20 protein-coding genes are annotated in these 17,812 nt (G+C 62.3%); 7 read left to right on the top strand and 13 right to left on the bottom strand.

Annotated features, from left to right (window positions below; all coding sequences use genetic code 11):
* Nucleotides 1-100 precede the first annotated feature (100 nt).
* The 5 genes from P2G62_RS15620 to P2G62_RS15600 form a co-directional block, all read right to left on the bottom strand.
* Nucleotides 101-253, bottom strand: coding sequence for a hypothetical protein (locus P2G62_RS15620; protein ID WP_275735852.1), 153 nt, complete (start codon nt 251-253; stop codon nt 101-103).
* A gap of 10 nt (nt 254-263) precedes the next feature.
* The gene (locus tag P2G62_RS15615; RefSeq protein ID WP_275735848.1) at nt 264-752 is read right to left on the bottom strand and encodes a DUF6878 family protein; all 489 of its coding nucleotides are present in this window, start codon (nt 750-752) and stop codon (nt 264-266) included.
* A 138-nt stretch (nt 753-890) separates the two neighbouring features.
* A complete protein-coding gene (locus P2G62_RS15610; RefSeq protein WP_275735847.1) occupies nt 891-1,055 on the bottom strand; it encodes a hypothetical protein in 165 nt (54 codons plus the stop codon).
* A 332-nt stretch (nt 1,056-1,387) separates the two neighbouring features.
* Nucleotides 1,388-2,032 (bottom strand): SEC-C metal-binding domain-containing protein, encoded by a 645-nt coding sequence (locus tag P2G62_RS15605; RefSeq protein WP_275735851.1) that lies wholly within the window; start codon nt 2,030-2,032, stop codon nt 1,388-1,390.
* The gene (locus P2G62_RS15600; RefSeq protein WP_275735846.1) at nt 2,029-3,138 is read right to left on the bottom strand and encodes a cyclic GMP-AMP synthase DncV-like nucleotidyltransferase; all 1,110 of its coding nucleotides are present in this window, start codon (nt 3,136-3,138) and stop codon (nt 2,029-2,031) included. The genes P2G62_RS15605 and P2G62_RS15600 overlap by 4 nt, the downstream gene beginning before the upstream one ends.
* A 92-nt stretch (nt 3,139-3,230) precedes the next feature.
* Between P2G62_RS15600 and P2G62_RS15595 the strand changes: the two genes are divergently transcribed.
* On the top strand, nt 3,231-3,977 hold the full coding sequence (locus P2G62_RS15595; protein ID WP_275735845.1) for a hypothetical protein: 747 nt from the start codon (nt 3,231-3,233) through the stop codon (nt 3,975-3,977).
* Between the two features lie 302 nt (nt 3,978-4,279).
* Here the strand turns inward: P2G62_RS15595 and P2G62_RS15590 are convergent, their stop codons facing one another.
* The gene (locus tag P2G62_RS15590; protein ID WP_275735844.1) at nt 4,280-6,352 is read right to left on the bottom strand and encodes a ParB/RepB/Spo0J family partition protein; all 2,073 of its coding nucleotides are present in this window, start codon (nt 6,350-6,352) and stop codon (nt 4,280-4,282) included.
* Nucleotides 6,353-6,751: 399 nt separating this feature from the next.
* Here P2G62_RS15590 and bla point away from each other — a divergent pair, with 399 nt between their 5' ends.
* Both bla and P2G62_RS15580 read left to right on the top strand, forming a co-directional pair.
* Nucleotides 6,752-7,693 carry a class A beta-lactamase gene (gene bla, locus P2G62_RS15585; RefSeq protein WP_275735843.1) on the top strand — a complete coding sequence of 314 codons (942 nt, stop codon included), beginning with the start codon at nt 6,752-6,754 and terminating at the stop codon, nt 7,691-7,693.
* A complete protein-coding gene (locus P2G62_RS15580; RefSeq protein ID WP_275735842.1) occupies nt 7,686-8,021 on the top strand; it encodes a hypothetical protein in 336 nt (111 codons plus the stop codon). Before bla ends, P2G62_RS15580 begins: the two co-directional genes overlap by 8 nt.
* A gap of 222 nt (nt 8,022-8,243) precedes the next feature.
* Here the strand turns inward: P2G62_RS15580 and P2G62_RS15575 are convergent, their stop codons facing one another.
* Complete coding sequence (locus P2G62_RS15575; RefSeq protein WP_275735841.1) at nt 8,244-9,437, bottom strand: DUF932 domain-containing protein; 1,194 nt, start codon at nt 9,435-9,437, stop codon at nt 8,244-8,246.
* Between the two features lie 252 nt (nt 9,438-9,689).
* Here P2G62_RS15575 and P2G62_RS15570 point away from each other — a divergent pair, with 252 nt between their 5' ends.
* From P2G62_RS15570 to P2G62_RS15560, 3 genes are all read left to right on the top strand, one after another.
* Nucleotides 9,690-9,950 carry a pyocin activator PrtN family protein gene (locus tag P2G62_RS15570; RefSeq protein ID WP_275735840.1) on the top strand — a complete coding sequence of 87 codons (261 nt, stop codon included), beginning with the start codon at nt 9,690-9,692 and terminating at the stop codon, nt 9,948-9,950.
* Between the two features lie 106 nt (nt 9,951-10,056).
* Nucleotides 10,057-10,653 (top strand): DUF6088 family protein, encoded by a 597-nt coding sequence (locus P2G62_RS15565; RefSeq protein WP_275735839.1) that lies wholly within the window; start codon nt 10,057-10,059, stop codon nt 10,651-10,653.
* Between the two features lie 2 nt (nt 10,654-10,655).
* Complete coding sequence (locus P2G62_RS15560; protein ID WP_275735838.1) at nt 10,656-11,672, top strand: nucleotidyl transferase AbiEii/AbiGii toxin family protein; 1,017 nt, start codon at nt 10,656-10,658, stop codon at nt 11,670-11,672.
* 301 nt (nt 11,673-11,973) lie between these two features.
* Here the strand turns inward: P2G62_RS15560 and P2G62_RS15555 are convergent, their stop codons facing one another.
* Together P2G62_RS15555 and P2G62_RS15550 are read right to left on the bottom strand one after the other, a co-directional pair.
* Nucleotides 11,974-12,972, bottom strand: coding sequence for a hypothetical protein (locus P2G62_RS15555; protein WP_275735837.1), 999 nt, complete (start codon nt 12,970-12,972; stop codon nt 11,974-11,976).
* The gene (locus tag P2G62_RS15550) at nt 12,969-13,604 is read right to left on the bottom strand and encodes a hypothetical protein (RefSeq protein WP_275735836.1); all 636 of its coding nucleotides are present in this window, start codon (nt 13,602-13,604) and stop codon (nt 12,969-12,971) included. Before P2G62_RS15550 ends, P2G62_RS15555 begins: the two co-directional genes overlap by 4 nt.
* Before the next feature lie 139 nt (nt 13,605-13,743).
* On the opposite strand from P2G62_RS15550, the gene P2G62_RS15545 reads away from it, so the two are divergent.
* Nucleotides 13,744-14,733 (top strand): hypothetical protein, encoded by a 990-nt coding sequence (locus P2G62_RS15545; RefSeq protein ID WP_275735835.1) that lies wholly within the window; start codon nt 13,744-13,746, stop codon nt 14,731-14,733.
* 3 nt (nt 14,734-14,736) lie between these two features.
* On the opposite strand, the gene P2G62_RS15540 is transcribed toward P2G62_RS15545, so the two are convergent.
* The 4 genes from P2G62_RS15540 to P2G62_RS15525 all read right to left on the bottom strand — a co-directional run bounded on the left by P2G62_RS15540 (nt 14,737) and on the right by P2G62_RS15525 (nt 17,801).
* Nucleotides 14,737-15,354 (bottom strand): hypothetical protein, encoded by a 618-nt coding sequence (locus tag P2G62_RS15540; protein ID WP_275735834.1) that lies wholly within the window; start codon nt 15,352-15,354, stop codon nt 14,737-14,739.
* Between the two features lie 9 nt (nt 15,355-15,363).
* Entirely contained in the window at nt 15,364-15,978 is a 615-nt protein-coding gene (locus P2G62_RS15535; protein WP_275735833.1) for a hypothetical protein, read from the bottom strand.
* A gap of 256 nt (nt 15,979-16,234) precedes the next feature.
* A complete protein-coding gene (locus P2G62_RS15530; protein WP_275735832.1) occupies nt 16,235-16,849 on the bottom strand; it encodes a hypothetical protein in 615 nt (204 codons plus the stop codon).
* Nucleotides 16,850-16,943: 94 nt separating this feature from the next.
* Nucleotides 16,944-17,801: a hypothetical protein gene (locus P2G62_RS15525; RefSeq protein ID WP_275735831.1), complete on the bottom strand. Its 858-nt coding sequence runs from the start codon at nt 17,799-17,801 to the stop codon at nt 16,944-16,946.
* Between the last annotated feature and the right edge of the window lie 11 nt (nt 17,802-17,812).

Raw genomic sequence — 17,812 nt, 5'->3', positions numbered from 1 at the left:
CGGCCCTTTTGATGGAGAGCGGGCCGGGGCTGGCTCATCTCTCAATCCTAAGGTTCCGCATAACCCGCACAATGCACAGGAATAAGACGCTTCCATAGAGTCAGGATAAGGCATGGTGGCGCAGCGCCCGGTGACGAAAATCCGCGGTGATCTCCTTGCTGGCATCGAACCAGTTATGGACCGGCAGGTAATCTTCGACCTCGCCGCCCCATTTGCGCACCGAGGACAGCGCGTGATGATAGGGATGTGCCATCGTTACCTCCTCAGAATTCGTGCGCGTAGGTCTCGATCGCCGTGAAGCGCTCGTTGTGCTCGAGGGCGATCACCTGAGCTGCTACGTCGAAGGTGAACTCGCCATAGGCACCATCGTTGTTTTCCCAGCCGGAATGGGTTTGCGCGAGGCAATCATAGGCCAGCTGCTCGACCGCCTCGCGTACCGCCATGCGATGCTCCGTGATCTCGGCATTGCCCCAGCTCGTGGTGGCGATGCTGATCTCTGTCTCGGGCAGCGCCATGTGGCCCCCCGCTCCCATGGCGCTGATGTCCTCGATTTGCCCACTGTCGCCATAACCGTCGAAGCTCACGGTCACCTGCGTGATCCCGGACGCGGCCAACGCATCGAAAAGGGCTGTCTTGTTGGCGGGGAGAATGGCGCTCGCGCGGGTCTCGTAGTCGTCGCGATCCGCTTGGTAGCGCGCCATCGCCGCGGCCATGTCGAAGGGTTTGGGCGCGGGGCCCTTGCTGTCGGTCATCGCATATCTCCCGGAGAGCGGAAAGGAACGAGCCGCCGGCGCTCTCTCAACCGGCAGGCTCGCCCCTGCCCTTCCGGCCTCTCCCTCTCGCGGCGTCGAAACGGGCCGCCCCGGCCCGGAGGCGCGAGGCGGCCAGCCTCAGGCCCAGGGATCGATTTCGGCGATCACCGCCACCTCGTCGCCGTCGATCTCCTCGGCGGGCACGGCACCGAAGGTTCCGTCGCCAGCCTGAAACACGACGATGGAGACCATCAGCGTGGCGGCAAGGCTGGCGGCGAAAGCTGTGGCATCTTTGTAGGACATTGTTCCGGCTCCTGTCTTTGGAGGCGGGAGACCATCTCCCGCGCGACAGGCGCCCGATGTGTCGGAACCGGAAAGGCAATCATCGCGTGCGTTCGGGCCTGCCCCGAATCCGCGCGACGGCACGCCCCGCGTCAGCCGACCCCTTGTGGGTTGATTGCCAAAGCCCGTTCAGACCACGGTCAGCGAATGGAAGCGGGAGATGGGGACTGCATCAGTCAGGGGCTTGGACTGCAGAATGCGGATGTCACGGCCTTCATTTCTCCTCCTGTCATGACGGTTTCTGCTAGGAGAATTCTTTTGCCGCAGCGAAAAAGGAGGGACGGCCAAATCGGCTATTGGGGCGCAATCGTGCGATACATTCGCTTTGCCATGAAGTATGGAATCTTCTGACTCAGCCTCTGGATGTCGTCACTGTGACACTGCCGGAGACGCCGTCCGCTTCCGCACGGGCAAAGCGCATGCCCCTTGATCGTTTGGCGCGACAGTAGGTGCAGGTAGTCGGCAATGACCTTTTCGTCTGAGGCAATTCCGAGTAGATCGGAATAGGCCTCTAGAACACCGCGCATTCCGTGCGACCTTTCGCCGAACGGCCACTCACCGTGGGCCTCGTAATACGTCTGGCTGACGAAATAGTCGTGCATCCGGCCCGTCAGCAAGGTTTCAAATCGGAGATCCTGGGCAGACAATAGCCATTCCTCCCAGACGCCCAAGCAACAATTCCCGTGATCCGGAAATACGTGCCTGTCGGCGATCCGCGGAATACGACCACCTTCCTCAAACACCACTGGTTCTTCGGCTGGGAAGCCCCCCGTAATTCCTGCCTTGATCTGGTAGGAGTCAAAGGGTCCAGCAGGCCCAGAAACGACAAACAGTCCTTCAAGAATAATGAGGCTGTCGGTCCTTGAAATGGTCAACTCCGGTTGATGTTTGACAACCGCATGCTGGACCTCAGAATAAAAATCGTCCGAAATCGTCACTTCGACCAAGGTTTGCCGCCACTCCCGCTTTCTTTCCGGGCGCTCACTGCCGCCTCCATCCGCGAATGCTTCTCGCTTTCCGAGAGGGCAGCCGCAGCCTGCGAGGACAAGAACGGCGCGGCTAGTCCCGCTGCCCCGAGCGCACTCTTGTTCTCCAAGGGGGCAGAAGCGCTGTTTGCCGCTTCTTTGGTCTCCTCTTCGAAGAAGCTGTGGCGGAAAACGGTCTTCCAAACCTTATTGGCATCAGCATCTGTCGCGTCTTCGGCGTCGAGCTTGTCGAGCTCATTGACCGACTCTTTCGCCTGATCGATCAAACGCCCGATCCGGTCGGTGTCCTTGTCGTCGGAGACTTGGATGCCATTGGCGTAAACCGGTGAATACTTGGACCGGATGGACAGCGCCCGCAATGTCTCCCGGAAGGCCTCGTCGTCGCGGCCATTCACGGAGCTGTAGGATTCGATAAAGAGGGCCGTGGCGACAAGGCCGCCGGGGAATTCCCGGTTCAGTCGGCTGGAATGGGTCTTCGAGAAGAACTTGCCTAGGCGGATGATACGACGGAGCTGGTAGCTTCCCGACGTCTCTGGGCTCTTCGCCGAAACCATCGTCTCGATCCACTTGTTCATCGCGGCAGGATCAGAGCCGGTCCATTCGTCGCCTGACGACAGTTCGTACTTCCAACCCACTTCGGACCACTTACGGCGGAAGACGGGGAAATCGCACTGATACCCGTCCGCGTATACGACGCGGACGCACTTCTTCTTTGTTTCCGGGTCGTTCTTGAGATTGGTCGCCTTGCGGGCGATGGCGTCCCTGACCCAGTTACGGGTCGTCCTCGGGCCGGCGGCATCGTCCTCTTCGAACACCACGCCAAGATCAATATCGTAGCGGCTCTCCTGATCGTTCTCGGGCGGCTGCGTCATTGTTTTTTGCGCGTAACCACCCTGATTGATGGTCTCAGCAACGGAAGGTTTGTTGGTCTCTTCAAGCCCCTTCTCGATCCGCTCAAGATTAGTTTCGCGCCGACGCCGCATATCCGCCCGCTGGCCATTCGTCAGCCTAACGTGGTCTTGATGGAACTTGGAAATTCGTTTCGAGAAATCATACATCTTGCGCCCTCGCTTTGCCGTGGCATTAAATGTGGTGCCTACGGCTCAACCGTTCAAGGGCCAATATCGAATTTCGAATCGGAGAACGAATCGTGTATCCACTACTGCCTTGGAAATGGGTCGGGGGAGGCCTCACTCTGGTCACGATGCTCGCCGTCTACGCCGACGAAGTGCAGCGATTGACAGGGGTGCCGATACCGGATCGATATGTCGTTCGCTACCTGCCTCTCGGGGTACTGATCATCCTCGGCGGCTTCTTCGGTCCGACCGGCTATTGGGCACCCTGGCGCATCCTGTGGCGCTGGATCCCGAAGCTGAACGACTGGTTCCCCGATCTGAACGGAGTTTGGGTGGGTAGCACGAGTTCCAACTGGCCAACCATCAAGAGGTTAGTCGAGGCGGCGCAATCCGACGACAGGACGACGGAGCAGGAGCTCCACGACCTGCCGGAGCAACAGGACGCCATGGCGGTGAGGTTCACTAACTCGCTTTTCAAATTGCAGGTTCGAGCTGGCTTAAGTTCCACCAACGGAGAGTCCTTTTCGATCACCGCGAAGCCGTGGAGGAACCAGCATACCGGGCGAATACATCTGTCATATGTTTACCGGCAGCAGACACCAAACCACGCGATCACCGACGAGGAGGCTCACCTCGGCGCCGCGGACCTGGAACTGGTCGCCGAGGACTATCGCCGTGCAGAAGGGACCTACTGGACGAGGCGCGCCTGGCGGACTGGACGTAACACGGCCGGCATCCTGGAACTGAGTCTGCTGAGCACGAAGGCAGATCGGCGCAAGTCACTCCAGCAATACGCGCAGGAACACCAGGAAAAAATTTGACCAAGTAACTGCGCATTTCAAATGCTGCCAGGTGAAACGATTTTGGCTAATGCTGCCATCGATGTAAGTTCCAACCATGATTTGCCTGCCACGTCGGGCGGTTTTGCGCTGCTCATGTTAAGCCCCAAAGCACGCTGTTTAAAAAGGCCGCTCCCAGCACATCGCTGCCGCCTCGGAGCCGGTGGCGAACGGCAGCTATCGCCGATTGCCGCAGATGCAACGCCGCAACCTCACAGGCCGCTTTCCGCCCCCTTGCTCCCAGCAAAATACCCCGAACGCAGCGCACGTTCGGGGTAGAATAGTCATTCCGCGGCGGTGAGAATCGTGGCCTCCGGCCCGGTTTGCTCGAGTTCGTCCGCCTGCCCGTCGTCGGCCTCCGGGGCATCAGCACCCCCATCCGCTCCACGCAGCGGCTCGGGCAGCCAGCCGCTGCCCGCGAGCAGGCGCTCGGCTTCCTGCGCCATGTCGGCCTTCTTCAGGTGCTCGATGCGCGCCGCCTCGCGGTCACCAGCCCCCTCGCGCACCGCTTCGAGAATGCGCGCCTTGGTCACGCGGTCGAAATAGCCCGACGCGGTCGGACGCCAACCGGCCTCCACCATGTCGAGCCCGGTCTCCTGCGCAAGGCGATCCGCCTCCGAGAGCCGCGACTGCAGGCCGTGGGCGCTGATCCCGTTCGCGCTGTAGGGGCTGGGCCTTTCGTGCAGCGCGTTCACCCCGAAGCTGAGGCAATGGGCGAGCAACGCCAGCCGGCTGGCCTCGTCGAGACCGGCGATCCAGCCCCAGAGCGCCGCGTCCTCGGCGGGGAGATCGGCCTCCCAGGCCTCATGCCGCGCAGCGACGCTTTGCGCGGCGGGGCTGTCGTTCAGGCCCTCGGTCTGGGGCGGCAGGTAGACGTGCTGGACGCTCACCTGCAGGCAACCCGTGCCGGTGCGATGCTGGAACGTGTCGCGCACCAGCTTGTGCAGCAGCGCCGTCAGGGCGATCTGCGGATGAGCCGCCAGCGCATCGCGCAGGGCGAGCGTGCGATAGGCCGTCAGATCGGTGAGCAGGCGATCAGGCAGCGGCTTGATCTCCTCCTCATCGTCCTCCTCGCCCGGGCCCGCTTGCCCGGCAGTGACGATCTGCGGCAACCCGGCCGCGTCGCGCGGGACTTCCTCCGCCTCCCCTGCCCCATCGGCTTCGATCGGCACCTCGTCTTCGGGGCGCACGAAGCCCCGCTCGATCGCTAGCTGGCCGTCCTGCCGGATGCTGACGAACACGCCAGCCTTGGCCATCTGCTCGGGCTCGAAGCGCATCGGCCGGGTCTCGAACCCTTCCAGTGCCGCCTCGATCTCGCCCAGACGTGCGTCGACTTCCTCGGGGAATTCCTCGACCTCGGCATATCGCGCCTCCAGCGCGTCGAATTCGTCACGCAGCTTCTCGCGCGCGGCGCGTTCTTCATCGCTCAGGTCGATGCTGGTGCCTGCGAGCCGGCGCAGCCCGAAGCTATGGCCATAGGGAAACTCCGCCGCCACCTCGACCCATTTCCAGCCCTCGGCGGAGATCGTCTCGGCCTCGGCCTGCAGCTTCTGCGCCACCAGCCGTTCGAGCAGCGGCACGTCCTCGATCCAGCCGCCATCGTCATCCTGGAAGAGATCGCGCATCACCGAGCCGCCCGCCTCGACATAGGCCTCGAGCCCGATGAAGCGCACCCGGCGATCGGAACCGCGCAGGGAGTGCTCGGTCAGCATCCGGCGGATCTGGTAGGGCTCGTTGTTCCAGCTGTGCCGCACCGCCTCCCAGACCTGCTCCTGACGCGCGTGATCGTCGCTCACCGTAAAGGCCATGAGCTGTTCGAGCGTCATCTCCTCCTCGCCATAGGCCTCGAGCAAGGCCGGCGCGACCGTGGTCAGGCGCAGGCGCTGCTTGACCACCTGGGCGGAGACGAAGAAGGCGGCCGCGATTTCCTCCTCGCTCATCCCCTTTTCGCGCAGGGCGAGGAAGGCCCGGAACTGGTCGAGCGGATGCAGCGGCGCGCGCTCGATGTTCTCGGCGAGCGAGACCTCGTCGATCAGGATGTCCGCATCGGCCGCCGACACGACGCAGGGCACGGGCGCCGTCTTGTTCAGCCGCTTCTGTTTCACCAGAAGCTCAAGCGCCCGGAACCGCCGCCCGCCGGCCGGCACCTCGTAGAGCCCGGTCTCCTGCCCCCCGGCATCGAGCTGCGGGCGGACATGCAGCGACTGGATCAAGCCGCGCCGGGCGATGGACTCTGCCAGCTCCTCGATCGAGATACCGGATTTCAGGCGCCGGACATTCGCCTGGCTCAGGGTCAGCTTGTTGAAAGGAATATCCCGCGCGGACGCGAGGGTGATCTTCTGGTCGGCATTCGCCATGGTCTTCACTCCGCGACGGGCGCGGGAGCCGCTCTCCCGACACCAAACCCGTCACGAAGCAAAGCGCAGCCCTCTTCCTCTGAAGGGAGCTGCGCGGTGGTGGTTTCGATGGGCGGGAGAGGCCCGCGCGGCCGGAGCTGACAGGTGCTTTGTCATACGTGTTGCCGACCTCAACGAGATCGAAGCGTTCGCAAAAGGCTCGACATTTGTCCGCTTGGCGCCCAGACCCGCCAAAAACACCAAATTCAGCTTTCTCTGCGGTTCAACCTGCCAAGCATTGGCAAACTCGCGCCGAGCTATCGGAAGGCGACTGGATGGTCGCCTACGAATCTGGCACTCCCCCTTGAAAAGCCGAGCCGGCTTGTGCTGTGATCCACAGCCAATTGAGGAAAGACCGTTTTGAAGGCCATAACCCGACGCATATTCATCGCAGGAACCGCGTCCTTGGTTGCATCAAGGGCGCCGGCTCAGCAAGCCGCTTATGAAACCCGTGAATGGAAGCCACGCACCTACGATGACGGGTTGATCCCAGATTTTTCGTTCGAGGTCATCGGTCTTGCGGTTGGTGGTGAGCTTGGGGTTTCTGTTCTGGACACCGAAACCGGCCGCGCGAGCGGGTGGGATGACACCTCGCTCTACCCGCTCAACAGCACCTTCAAGTTCCTGCTTGCAGGCGCTGTCCTCTCGCGTGTCGACAGGGGGCAGGAACAGCTCGACCGCAGGATTCCGGTTCTGCCGCGGGATATCGTTTCGTGGTCACCTGTGGTAAAGAACGCGGTCGGCGGCACCATGGAGGTGCGTAGTCTGTGCGAGGCCGCCATGACACGCAGCGACAACGCAGCGGCCAACCTGCTTTTGCACAGTCTCGGTGGCCCGGAGGCCCTGACGGCAGCCCTGCGCGATATGGGCGATCCGATCACGCGAATAGACAGGTTCGAACCCGAGCTGAACGACGTGCCACCGGGCGATCCGCGCGACAGCAGCACGCCCTCACAGATGTTGAAAACGATGGAACGGCTTTTGCTCGGAGAGATTCTGTCCGCACCGAGCAGGGAACAACTTTCCCGATGGATGGTTGCGAACACGACCGGCGATGCACGGATCCGGGCTGGCGTTCCCTCTGACTGGAAAGTTGGCGACAGAACGGGCACCGGGCCCAGAGGGGAAACCGCGACGATCGCGGCGATCTACCCGCCGAACCGGAAACCCCTTCTCATGGCGGTCTACATCAAAGGCTCACCGCGAGACCCGGATACGCAGGCAAACACCCACGCGGAACTGGCCCGCATCGCAACGTCCAATGTGCTTCAGCCACCTTACGATCCGTATCCCAATGATTAATCTTAACGCTTCTGCCCTGTTCGCTTCGGTCATCCTACCCTGTCTTGCGCTCCCTCTCAAGGCGCAGAATCTGGACGGGCTGACGTGGAGCGAACAGAAATGCGTTCTCTATGAACGCGCCGTCGAGGACGCAATTGCTCTTCAGGGGCGAGACGGCCTTCGGGAAGAGTTTTTGGCTGCAAACCAATCGTTCATGGATGGCGGGTGTCAGACGCAGGGCCAAGTGTGTCCAATCACGGATACAGAACTGAAGTTTGCCGATCTTCTGACGATCATGACCATGAACGAGGGTATGGCCAGCACCTTTGTACCTTTCCACTGCCCCTAACCGGTCGGGTCCGGAAAGAGCCGAGCCAACCACCTTCGCTGGCGGCACGGCAGTCATTCGTGCAAACGGAGCAAACTTTTGTCCCACATAACGGAGAGTTTTGACGATAACGCTCGCGTCGATTCTTGAGAGAGTATTGGGCGGTCTAGCACCGCATTACACTGGGCGCCGCATCAGGCCACCCAGCGCTTTTGTTGGGGTGCGGTCGGAACCGCGCCCACTTCAGTTCACCCGGTCGAGCAGCTTCTTCGCCCGCCCTTCCAGATCGAGCCGGGCATCCTGATGCGGCTTGTCGCGGGCGACGGCGGTGATGCCCTGCACGAAATCGAAGACGCTTTCGGGCGGGCGCCCCTCTTCGCGCATCACGGTCTCGATGATCTTGCCGGTCTCGGCCTTCGAGAAACCGCACTTGCGCAGGAAGTCGTTGCGGTCCTCGTCGCTGCGCGCCACCACCCGCTCGCGCGCCGCCTTGATGCCGTTGAGGAACGGCATGGGCGAGGAGTCCGCGAAATTGCGCAAGGCCGGCGTTGCCTCGTGGGCGAAGCGCGACGCGGCATATTTCGAGTGGCGGATCTTGATCTCCTGGAAATCCTCGACGCCCCAGAGATTGCGGTTCTGGCAGACCGCGCGCAGGTAGAAGCTGGCGATGCCGAGCGTCTTCGCCCCCACCTCGCTGTTCCAGCAATAGAAGCCGCGGAAGAACAGGTCGGGCGAGCCGTCGGGCAGCTTGCCCGCCTCGATCGGATTGCGGTCATCGACGAGGAAGAGGAATACGTCACGATCCGAGGCGTAGAGCGTCGTCGTGTCCTTGGTGACGTCGACACCCGGGTTGTAGATCCCCGTCGTCCAGTCGAGCACGCCGGGCACCTTCCAGCGCGTGTCGCCGGTGCCGTTGCCCGCGATGCGCTGCACCGCCTCGACCAGCTCGTAGTCGAAGATCCGGCCATAATCGGGGCCGGTCACCGCGCGCAGCTCGACGCGACCGTCTTCGGCCTCCAGCGTCTTGATCTGCTCGGCGCGATGCGCGCTCAGCCCGTATTGCAGGTTGATCCCCGCCAGCGCCGCCGGAAGCTGGCGCAGATAGGCCGCCGGCGCGCCGACCTGGCTTGCCAGCTGGCCGAAGGACCAATGGGTGGGCGCGACCGGCGCCTCGGCCCCGGGCAGCACGAGATCGAGCCGTTCGGGATTGTCGCGGCTCGCCTCGACATGGATCGCGGCACTTTCCACCACGCGGGTGCGGCTGCGTTCGGCCCGCGCCCGGACTGAGGCGGCCAGGGCGTCGAGCGAGAGATAGCGTTCGTCGTCGGGCCGCGAAAACCATTCGGACGAGACGCGCCCGACCCGCTCGCCACGGGACGGATCAACCTTGTAACCACCGCTCGCATCGCGGCTGGCATCGAGAACCTGCAGGGTCATGGGAAAACCTCCACGACGGGCGCCGGAAGCCTCTCTCCCGACCCTCAACCCGTCATGAAACCTTCCGCCCCCCTCTAACTCTCACGTCAGACGAAGAACGTCTTTTCCGATAGTTGCGACGCTATCCTCATCCAAACATGCGCTATGGCGCGCCGCCTCTGCCGTACCTGCGCACCCACCGCATCCCGCTTCCGTTGCGCTCCTTCCCGGCTCCCGACAAGCTCGAAGCCGACGTGTAACCTAGGCAGAGCCATGAACACCCTGTTCCTTCTGATGGCGCAATATGACGGTAAGGCGGTTGTCCCGGTGGACATCGTCTGTCGGGACTACTTCTCCCATCTGACGATTCAGAAATTCCTACGCAAAGTCAGCGCCGGGGAAATCGACCTGCCGCTGGTTCGCGCCGAGCGGAGCCAGAAGAGCGCAAAGGGCGTCCACCTGCAGGACCTCGCCCTCTACATCGACAAGCGGCGCGAGATCGCGCGATATGAGGCCGAAGCCTTTCGCCAGTAGATGCATCGCCGCTTTGGGCTTCCCACATGACCTCACCAAATCGGGCTGGAACCGCTCGATTGACTTTCAGAAAAACATATACTATTTTCTGACAAGGAGAGAGCTTATGGTCACGTCGAAAATCAGGCAACGCATCATTGGAAAGGGTCGCGGCGCAGTCTTTGCGCCGGCGGATTTTCTTGATCTCGGCTCGCGTGCGAGCGTGGATCAGGCGCTGTCGCGGCTGGCCGATCAGGGGGTGATCCGGCGCCTGACACGCGGCCTCTATGACTATCCGAAGCAGAGCACACGCTTCGGCATGTTGTCCCCTTCGCCGGACGATGTCGCCAAGGCCATTGCCCGCACGAACAACCAGATTCTGCAGGTCTCCCCGTCGATGGCCGCCAACCTTTTCGGACTGACGACGCAGGTGCCCTCGAAGCCGACCTACATGACCGACGGCCCGACCCGCACGAAGACCATCGGCAAGCAGGTGATCCAGTTCAGGAAGGCATCCCCCAAGACGCTCGTCGGTGCGGGCCAGAAGACCGGCGCCGTGTTCCAGGCCCTGCGCTACATGGGCAAGGATCGCATCGACGATCGCGTCATCGCCAAGCTCGCAACGGCACTGGATGGCAATGACCGGAACTTGCTCGCGAAGCAGAGCAAACATGTGCCCGCGTGGATGCATCCCGTCGTGCAACAGATCGTCGCCTACGCCTGACCATGGATACATTCGCCAACGACACAGCCGAAAACCGCGATGAGGCTTTTCAGGAAGCCGCGTCACGGCTCGGTCTCTCGAAGGCAATCGTCGAAAAGGACTTCTGGGTATGCTGGTCGTTCAAACTCTTGACCACCCTACCCTCCTATGGCGATCAGATCATCTTCAAGGGCGGGACATCGCTCTCCAAAGCCTATCATGCGATCCATCGCTTTTCCGAGGATGTGGACCTTTCGCTTGACCGCGCGTCTCTTGGCTTCACGGGCGATCGCGACCCGGAAAACCCGGACCTGTCGGGCGGCAAGCGCAAGGACCTCCTACAGGATCTGCAGGCTGCCGCGGAGCAAACCGTCTCGGGCCCACTTCTGGCGGAGATCCGCACGTCATTCGACGCCCGGCTGGCACAAAATTTCACGCTATCCGTGGATCAGGGTGACGCGCAGACCCTGCTCTTCGCCTATCCAAGCCTGGCAGGTGGAACAGACAGCTACGTGAAACCCGTCGTGCGGTTCGAATTCGGCGCCCGAGGCGTTCATCTGCCCGCCGAGGTCAGGACCATCGCGCCCTACCTGCACAGCGCCTTTCCCGATCTCCTGCCGAAGCCACAGCTTGACGTGAAGGTGCTCGGCATCGAGCGCACATTCTGGGAAAAGGCGACGATCCTGCACATGCTGTTCCATCAGGATCCCGCCAAGCCCCTCGCCGATCGAATGTCGCGGCACTACTACGACATGGCCCAGCTCATCGACCACGAGGCAAAGGATCGCGCGCTTGCCGATTTGCCCCTCCTCAAACAGGTGGCGCACCACAAGTCTGTGTTCTTCAAGGCGGCATGGGCCAGCTACGAAACTGCGAAACCCGGAACGTTACGCCTCGCCCCGAGCCCGGAACTGACCACCGCGCTACGGCGAGACTATGCCGGGATGCAGGACATGATCATCGGGGAAGCCCCGGATTTCGATGCCATCCTCGAAGCGATCCGGTTATTTGAGGAAGCGGTGAACGGTCAAAGTCATTGAAGGAAAAGCGCGATACGGGGACCCTACGCGCCTTGCGACCAGCGTTTTCGTCACCCGAACTGCCGCCGGCCTTGATGGGATCGACTATCAACTGATTTTACAACTCAGGATTCGAAAGATACCTAACCACCTGTAAAACATTTCGTATTCCGCCTGATCCGTCCAGTCCATCATGGGCGCGACAGACATACGCCAGGGCGCGATGGTGTGCGATGGGGTATCCGGTTTCACGATGCGCCTTTGCTATGCTGCGGCCCTCGGGCGGCGATCCGGTCTGATCTGCCCTCGTTTACGATTGTTCTTATTCGGTCCGCAACTCGTCACTCTCGCCGTTGGACCCGGCCGACGCGACCCCACGCATCGCACCGACCGGAGTATGGGTGCCGCCATTCGAACCGTCTCGCGCTTGCGCGCTCCCACTGGCAAGCAGGATCTGCACGAGGCTCAACGCCACCGGAAGCAGCAGCGCGAGCGCGAGAATGAGCGAGTTATGCAGCGCACGATCGATCCAGTTCGGCGCCAGCGTCGTGGTAGCAACGCCACCGTAATTCACCAACCGCAGCACCGGCTTGCCCGTCTCCGATGCGAGGCTGACATGAAAACCCGGCGTATCGGGCGCTTCGGCGGTGATATGGCCGAACTGGTTGGCGGGGGCGCCCCCTTCGGTCCCGTCGCGAAAGATCTCGACACTCTCGCCACGACGCAACTCGCCACTGCGCAGAACCTCGGTGTTGCGCGACCAGATCGAACGCTCGCGGAATTCGTAACTTCCCGACAGCAGCAGATCCTGCTCGCCCGAAACGGCGGGCTGACCAACGCGCGCATGGCCGTAGAAACCGAGCGCACCAAGTCTGGAAAGCGCGCCCTCCGGCAGAAGGATGCGGGTCTCCTTCGGCCATTCACCGTCGGAAAGCAGGCTCAGAACAAGCTGCCCGCTTGCGGGCGAGGATACACGCACCACCGCTTCGGGCGGCCAGCTCACCCGCAGGTTTTCCGCGCGGCGCTCTTCGAACCGGCGCGCATCGCACGGCCCCTCGCCGCGCGCTTGCGACAGATCGATCTTCTTCGGCACACAGAGAATGGCATCGCCAAGCAGCCAATCGTTGGTCGAGCCCTTGAAACTGACCACCGCTCCAATTGCCTGGGCGTCGATGATGATGCTTTGCTGCGACCCGATGCCCGCGGCCAGCAGCAAGAAGGCACTCAGGCCAAACACGCCGGCAGCCACCGAGAGCAGGCTTGCCACGCCGATCGAACGGGCCAGACGCAGTGGCGACGCCAAGAGAATACCGACGCTCAAGGTGCGGCTCCGAAGCGCAGGCTCAGGTGCTCTTCGGGTCCCATCTCGCCATTCTTGAACGAAACCACCACGGCTTCGATCGTCCCCATGGCCACCACGCCGGGCGGCAGATCACAGCGCGTGTCGAAGGCGGTGCGCAGCTCGGAACGGGTCGCTTCGCAGGTCACATCCTCAAGGTCCGGCTGATCGGGGAAGGTCAGGAAGGTTTCGTCCGAGCGCGCGGTGTTGAGCAGCACGGCAAAGCCGGTCTCAACGTTGCGCCCCCAGAAGATCGGCGCCACCTGTCCGAGCGACTGGCGGCAATCACCCAGCGACACCAGCCCGGCGATCTGACTGCCGGGGTAGGCCAGCGCCTCTTTCTCATGCGTGCTCGGATAGCTGAGGTCGGCGCGCCCGCCCACCCAATCCGGCGCCACCGCATAGGCATTGCGCGACTCGTAAAGCCCGTCCGCCGAGACGATCTTCAGACAAAGCGGCTGCCCCTGCCAATCGGCAGGAATGGCGGCCGCCACCTCGACGGCATCACCCTCTGGGCGCCCAGACGGCGCAGCAAGAAAGCCCACCAGCCGGGCCCCCGAAATCTCGGTTCCCTTGCGCACCACTTCATTGAACGGATTTTCGATCAAGGTCACTTTACTTGACGGCTCGCCTGCGGCGATAGTCGGAAGCATCAAGAGAACAGGCCAAATTTTTCGAAACATGATCAAAAAACGCTTCATTATTGCGCTCATCGCTATTCTAGCCCAGCCGTTCGGGTTTTGCCTAGGGGCAATGGCCGAGACCGTGACCGTCGACAACGGTTCCGAAAAGGGACATGGCCTCGTCTTTCGTGAGGGGGGCGTGTGCTGGGTTATCATGCCGCGCCATGTGGCGGGCGAGCAGGGCAAGGTCACGCTTTATTCCGCGGCGCCCGTCGTGTACTCAGGTGCCCGTCTCGAGACCCCGTTCTGGCCGGGCATGGATCTGGCGATCGGGGTGGTGCGCGGCGCGATCGAGAAGCGTTGCACCACCCCGCTATCGGCACTGAACAGTGCGAGCCAGCCCGAAACCGGCGCGCGGGTGCAATTGCTGCGCCTGCGCCCCTCGGGCGAACCCGAACGCCTCGACATGATCGTGACGAACAGCACCTACCTCACCCTCGACGCGCGGCTGGTCGACGGCAGTGCCGACCTGTTCAAAGGCACGAGCGGATCGTTCCTGTTCGACGCCGAGAAGCCCGTGGGCATGGTGGTCGAGGCGCTGTCGGCCACCGAGGCGCGCTTCATCCGGATCGAGGAAATTTATCAAAACGTGGCGCGTCGGGTCGCGCGCAGCTCGGGCTATGCCCAGGCGCGGGCCCCTGCCCCGACCGAGCCGCCGGCCCCCGACGCCCTCGCCTTCGAACTGATCGAGGCGGGCCTGCCCCCCATCGCGCCGCAATTCGGCGAAGACAACCTGACCGGCCCGGGCAGCTATGTGTTCCGGCTGACCCAGCCAAACCGCATCGCCTTTCGCGCCGTGGACGGTCAGGTGGTCACGCTGTCTGGGCTGCGCATCACCGCCGACCCCGAGGCCGAGGCGGGCCTGCCCCGCGATATTCAGATCGACGTGTCCAGCGCGCCCGACGGCGCCCGCACGCGGTCGGTCTATAGCGGGCAAATGCCGCCCGACGGCCTGCTCGACGTGGCGATTTCCGGCACGCGGGTGCTGTGGGTCTTCGTCACCGTGCGCTCGGGCTGGGACCGCGCCGAGATCGGCCTCGACGCGGTAAGCTTTCGCTGAGCGTCAGCGCAGCTGGATGCGGACGGGGGTCAACGGGCCGCTGTACAGCTTGATTTCCCCGACAAGGCCGCCGTCATCGTTCAGGCGCAGCTCGGTCCAGGCATACCCAAGCCGTGCCCGGATCGCCTCGGGCCGGACCTGGATGAAGCACTTATTCTCATTCGCCATGGAAAACTCAGCCGTATAGCAGTCAAGTTTCGCGTCATATCCTGTAACAAGGATCGGCACCGTCGCAACACCTTCGGGGTTCGGCACGGTCGAGAACATTTTTCCAATTGAATTTCGCAAATCGTCATCCGGATCGGTCATCGTGACGAAAACATCCAGACGCGGTTTGGTGTCGAGCAGCCCTTTCAGCGCCAGACCGCGAACGGCGCTGTCCGCGCTATAGAGCCCGTGATCCAGCGCGATCGAGATCAGATCGGGGTCGCCCGAGCCCAGCATCACCTTCATCGCCGCCTGCGCGCGTTTGGGATCGGGGTCGTTCAGCAGCACGACATACTCGCTGCCCTTGTTCACCTCGGCGTCGATCTGCTTTTGCAGATCGGCCAGCGAGAGAGATTGGGCGCCGGCCATCGCGGGCGTTACCGCGAGGAGCACGCAAGAAAGAAATTTGCGCATCTACGTCTCCTAGTATGATACCGGAATTGTGATCGGGGCGGGTCCGGTGATATCGAGCGTCCCCACAAGATTTCCCTGATCATCAAGTTGAAGCGGCGCCCACTCGCGCCACAACGAAATCGCGACACCCGTTTCCGACAAACGAATGAAACAACTGCTTGAATTAGGCCAAAGGTAGCAGGATTGCGCAGCGTCAATCTCACCGACCTTCATTGTGGAGAAGCCATCCCCTTGTCCATTAATCGTGCCACCGATTTCACGGATTAGGTCGCCGAATTGATCCTGGTTCTTGATCTTGCCGCCGTCAATGCCGATACTCAGAACGGGTTCCCCGTCGAAATATGCCTTCAGCGCCGTGTAGCGCACCTGCGGGTTCGGACTATAAAGCCCAAATTCCAGCGCCATGCGTTGCAGCTTGGCATCGCCCGACTCCAGCATCACCTCCATCGCCGCCATCGAGCGTGCGGGGTCGGGGTCGTTCAGCAGCACCTGATAGCCGTTCGTGACGTTGGTCTTCTCCTCGACCTTGGCACGGATCTCGTCGGGTGTAAGCGATTGCGCCACAACCGGCGCAGCGCCGACAACGCAAACAGCGCAGGCGGCGAAAAAAACGCGGACGTTCATGCAATATTTCCTTTAGCGAATGCCACCCGATGATCGGCGAACACGCGGAGGGGATCAAGACAGAATCCCACGTGACACTCAGAATGACCCGGGCGTTCCGTATCGGGCGACGGGCGCTTCGAGGGCCTGTCACGATCGGCGGTTTTGCGCAGACACGCCGCAGGCCAGATCAACGCGCGCCCACGGATCACGCCCCGCCTTGGCCCGGATATCAGGGGGGGCAGATCGGCGCGGACCGGAATGCGGATCCAGGGCGCTAAAGCACCTCGCGCAGTGTGTTGAACAGCGCCACGGCATCGCCTTCTTTCAAGTAGCGCGCCAAAGGGATGACGTGACGGCCGTGTCGGATGCAGACAGAGTTGCCTCGCTTGGCAAGCGATTGCGTGATCGCCATGCCCGCAGCTTCACCCATCTTGCTCGCGGCATTGCCGAGTGCCGCCGCTCCGACGACGGCAGCCCCCACGACGCCCGTGCCGACGATGACGGTTCCGCCTTGCACAGGCACGCTGCCCGCCATGTGACCCGCACTGTCGCGCACCAAGAGTTCGCTAATGTCACGTTTCGCATAACTTTTACCATCGACCTCGAGGGTGTCGCGCGTGACGATGAAACGATAGAATTTGGAACGAGCGCTATTCATCCAAAGCGCGATTCCCAGGGCACTAAAAACAACCAACAGCCAGGTGACAAACACCGGTCCGCCAGTTTTGGCATCCATATTCACCATCAAGGTAATCGGCAAACCCACGATCGCGCCCGCGAAGAAAAACCCAAACCACGCGCCCCCGCCGATCCCCGCACCCGTGATCGCGAACGTGGTGCCATTGTCGGCTTCGACCATATGAAAACCAAGATCGACATTCTGAACCATTCTTATTACCTTTCAAGTCGCATTTATCGAAGCACCTCCCGCGCCTGGCCGTTCACACGTTGGCGAAAAGACCAGGCGCGCGGCCGTTCTGGTCTTACTGGGTGAAAAAGTCGCGCTTGCGGCCCCATTGCATCGCATCGGTGCGGGTGAATGCGCGCACGGCGATCCAATCTTCCCCGCCGAAACTCAGCGTCCCCGCAACCTTGTAACCGCTCCCCTGACCGATCCATTCGACCTCGGGGGCGTCTGGCACGGGCGCCGCGAAATAGGGGGTTTTCTCGGTCTTGCCAAAGTGGTTTTGGCTGCCGGGACGATAGTGCGGCGCCTCGCGCAGATAGGCGGCATAGCGCGCAGGATCAGGACCCGCGGCAGTTCCCGGTGCGGTGCGCGCGGCCAAAGCGGACAGCTCGAGCCAGGCGCCCAGCGTCCCGGTGATCCGGCCGTCGACCTCGCGCTGCACCACCAGCGGATAGGCGAAGCCACCGACCGCGCCCGAGCCCCCCGAACCGGTGCCCAGCCGCCCCATCGCCCCGGCCATGAGATGCCCGGTCACCAGATTGACGAAATCCATCAGCTCGCCGGCGCGCGGACTGAGCAGCGGGTTGCGCGCACGCGGATCGGCGAACACCTGACCAACCTGATCGAGCGCATCGCTGAAATAGGCGTTGACCATCGCCCCGCCCGCAATTTTCTGCCCCATGAAGACAAAGCGAAAATCGACATCCGGCTTTAGCGCGACGATCGTGTCGTAGAGCTGGTGGCAATACGGGCACCAGGGCGCGGCGACGACATAGGCTGCGCGCGGCGCGCCACGGTTGGTGGACAGCCAGATGGCGCGCTCGAGATTGGCTAGGATCAATTCGGGCGCATAGTCGTTGGCGACCAACGCGGCTCTGGGCACGGCAAGAGCTGCCAGCGTAGACAGGCTGAAGGTACGGCGGGTGATCTGCATGGTATCCTCCT

The sequence above is a fragment of the Paenirhodobacter sp. CAU 1674 genome (assembly GCF_029222945.1).
Taxonomy (GTDB): domain Bacteria; phylum Pseudomonadota; class Alphaproteobacteria; order Rhodobacterales; family Rhodobacteraceae; genus Rhodobacter.
The sequence above is the reverse complement of the archived record's forward strand: the minus strand, read 5'-3'. Positions and strand labels throughout refer to the sequence as shown.

Bases quoted from the DNA above. Each gene is read 5' to 3' on its own strand.
- P2G62_RS15530 (WP_275735832.1), bottom strand. From the start codon at position 16,849: ATGGTTCAGAATGTCGATCTTGGTTTTCATATGGTCGAAGCCGACAAT.
- P2G62_RS15525 (WP_275735831.1), bottom strand. From the start codon at position 17,801: ATGCAGATCACCCGCCGTACCTTCAGCCTGTCTACGCTGGCAGCTCTT.
- P2G62_RS15565 (WP_275735839.1), top strand. From the start codon at position 10,057: ATGGTCACGTCGAAAATCAGGCAACGCATCATTGGAAAGGGTCGCGGC.
- P2G62_RS15590 (WP_275735844.1), bottom strand. From the start codon at position 6,352: ATGGCGAATGCCGACCAGAAGATCACCCTCGCGTCCGCGCGGGATATT.
- P2G62_RS15575 (WP_275735841.1), bottom strand. From the start codon at position 9,437: ATGACCCTGCAGGTTCTCGATGCCAGCCGCGATGCGAGCGGTGGTTAC.
- P2G62_RS15540 (WP_275735834.1), bottom strand. From the start codon at position 15,354: ATGCGCAAATTTCTTTCTTGCGTGCTCCTCGCGGTAACGCCCGCGATG.
- P2G62_RS15580 (WP_275735842.1), top strand. From the start codon at position 7,686: ATGATTAATCTTAACGCTTCTGCCCTGTTCGCTTCGGTCATCCTACCC.
- P2G62_RS15535 (WP_275735833.1), bottom strand. From the start codon at position 15,978: ATGAACGTCCGCGTTTTTTTCGCCGCCTGCGCTGTTTGCGTTGTCGGC.
- P2G62_RS15570 (WP_275735840.1), top strand. From the start codon at position 9,690: ATGAACACCCTGTTCCTTCTGATGGCGCAATATGACGGTAAGGCGGTT.
- P2G62_RS15560 (WP_275735838.1), top strand. From the start codon at position 10,656: ATGGATACATTCGCCAACGACACAGCCGAAAACCGCGATGAGGCTTTT.
- P2G62_RS15615 (WP_275735848.1), bottom strand. From the start codon at position 752: ATGACCGACAGCAAGGGCCCCGCGCCCAAACCCTTCGACATGGCCGCG.
- P2G62_RS15610 (WP_275735847.1), bottom strand. From the start codon at position 1,055: ATGTCCTACAAAGATGCCACAGCTTTCGCCGCCAGCCTTGCCGCCACG.
- P2G62_RS15600 (WP_275735846.1), bottom strand. From the start codon at position 3,138: ATGTATGATTTCTCGAAACGAATTTCCAAGTTCCATCAAGACCACGTT.
- P2G62_RS15545 (WP_275735835.1), top strand. From the start codon at position 13,744: ATGGCCGAGACCGTGACCGTCGACAACGGTTCCGAAAAGGGACATGGC.
- P2G62_RS15620 (WP_275735852.1), bottom strand. From the start codon at position 253: ATGGCACATCCCTATCATCACGCGCTGTCCTCGGTGCGCAAATGGGGC.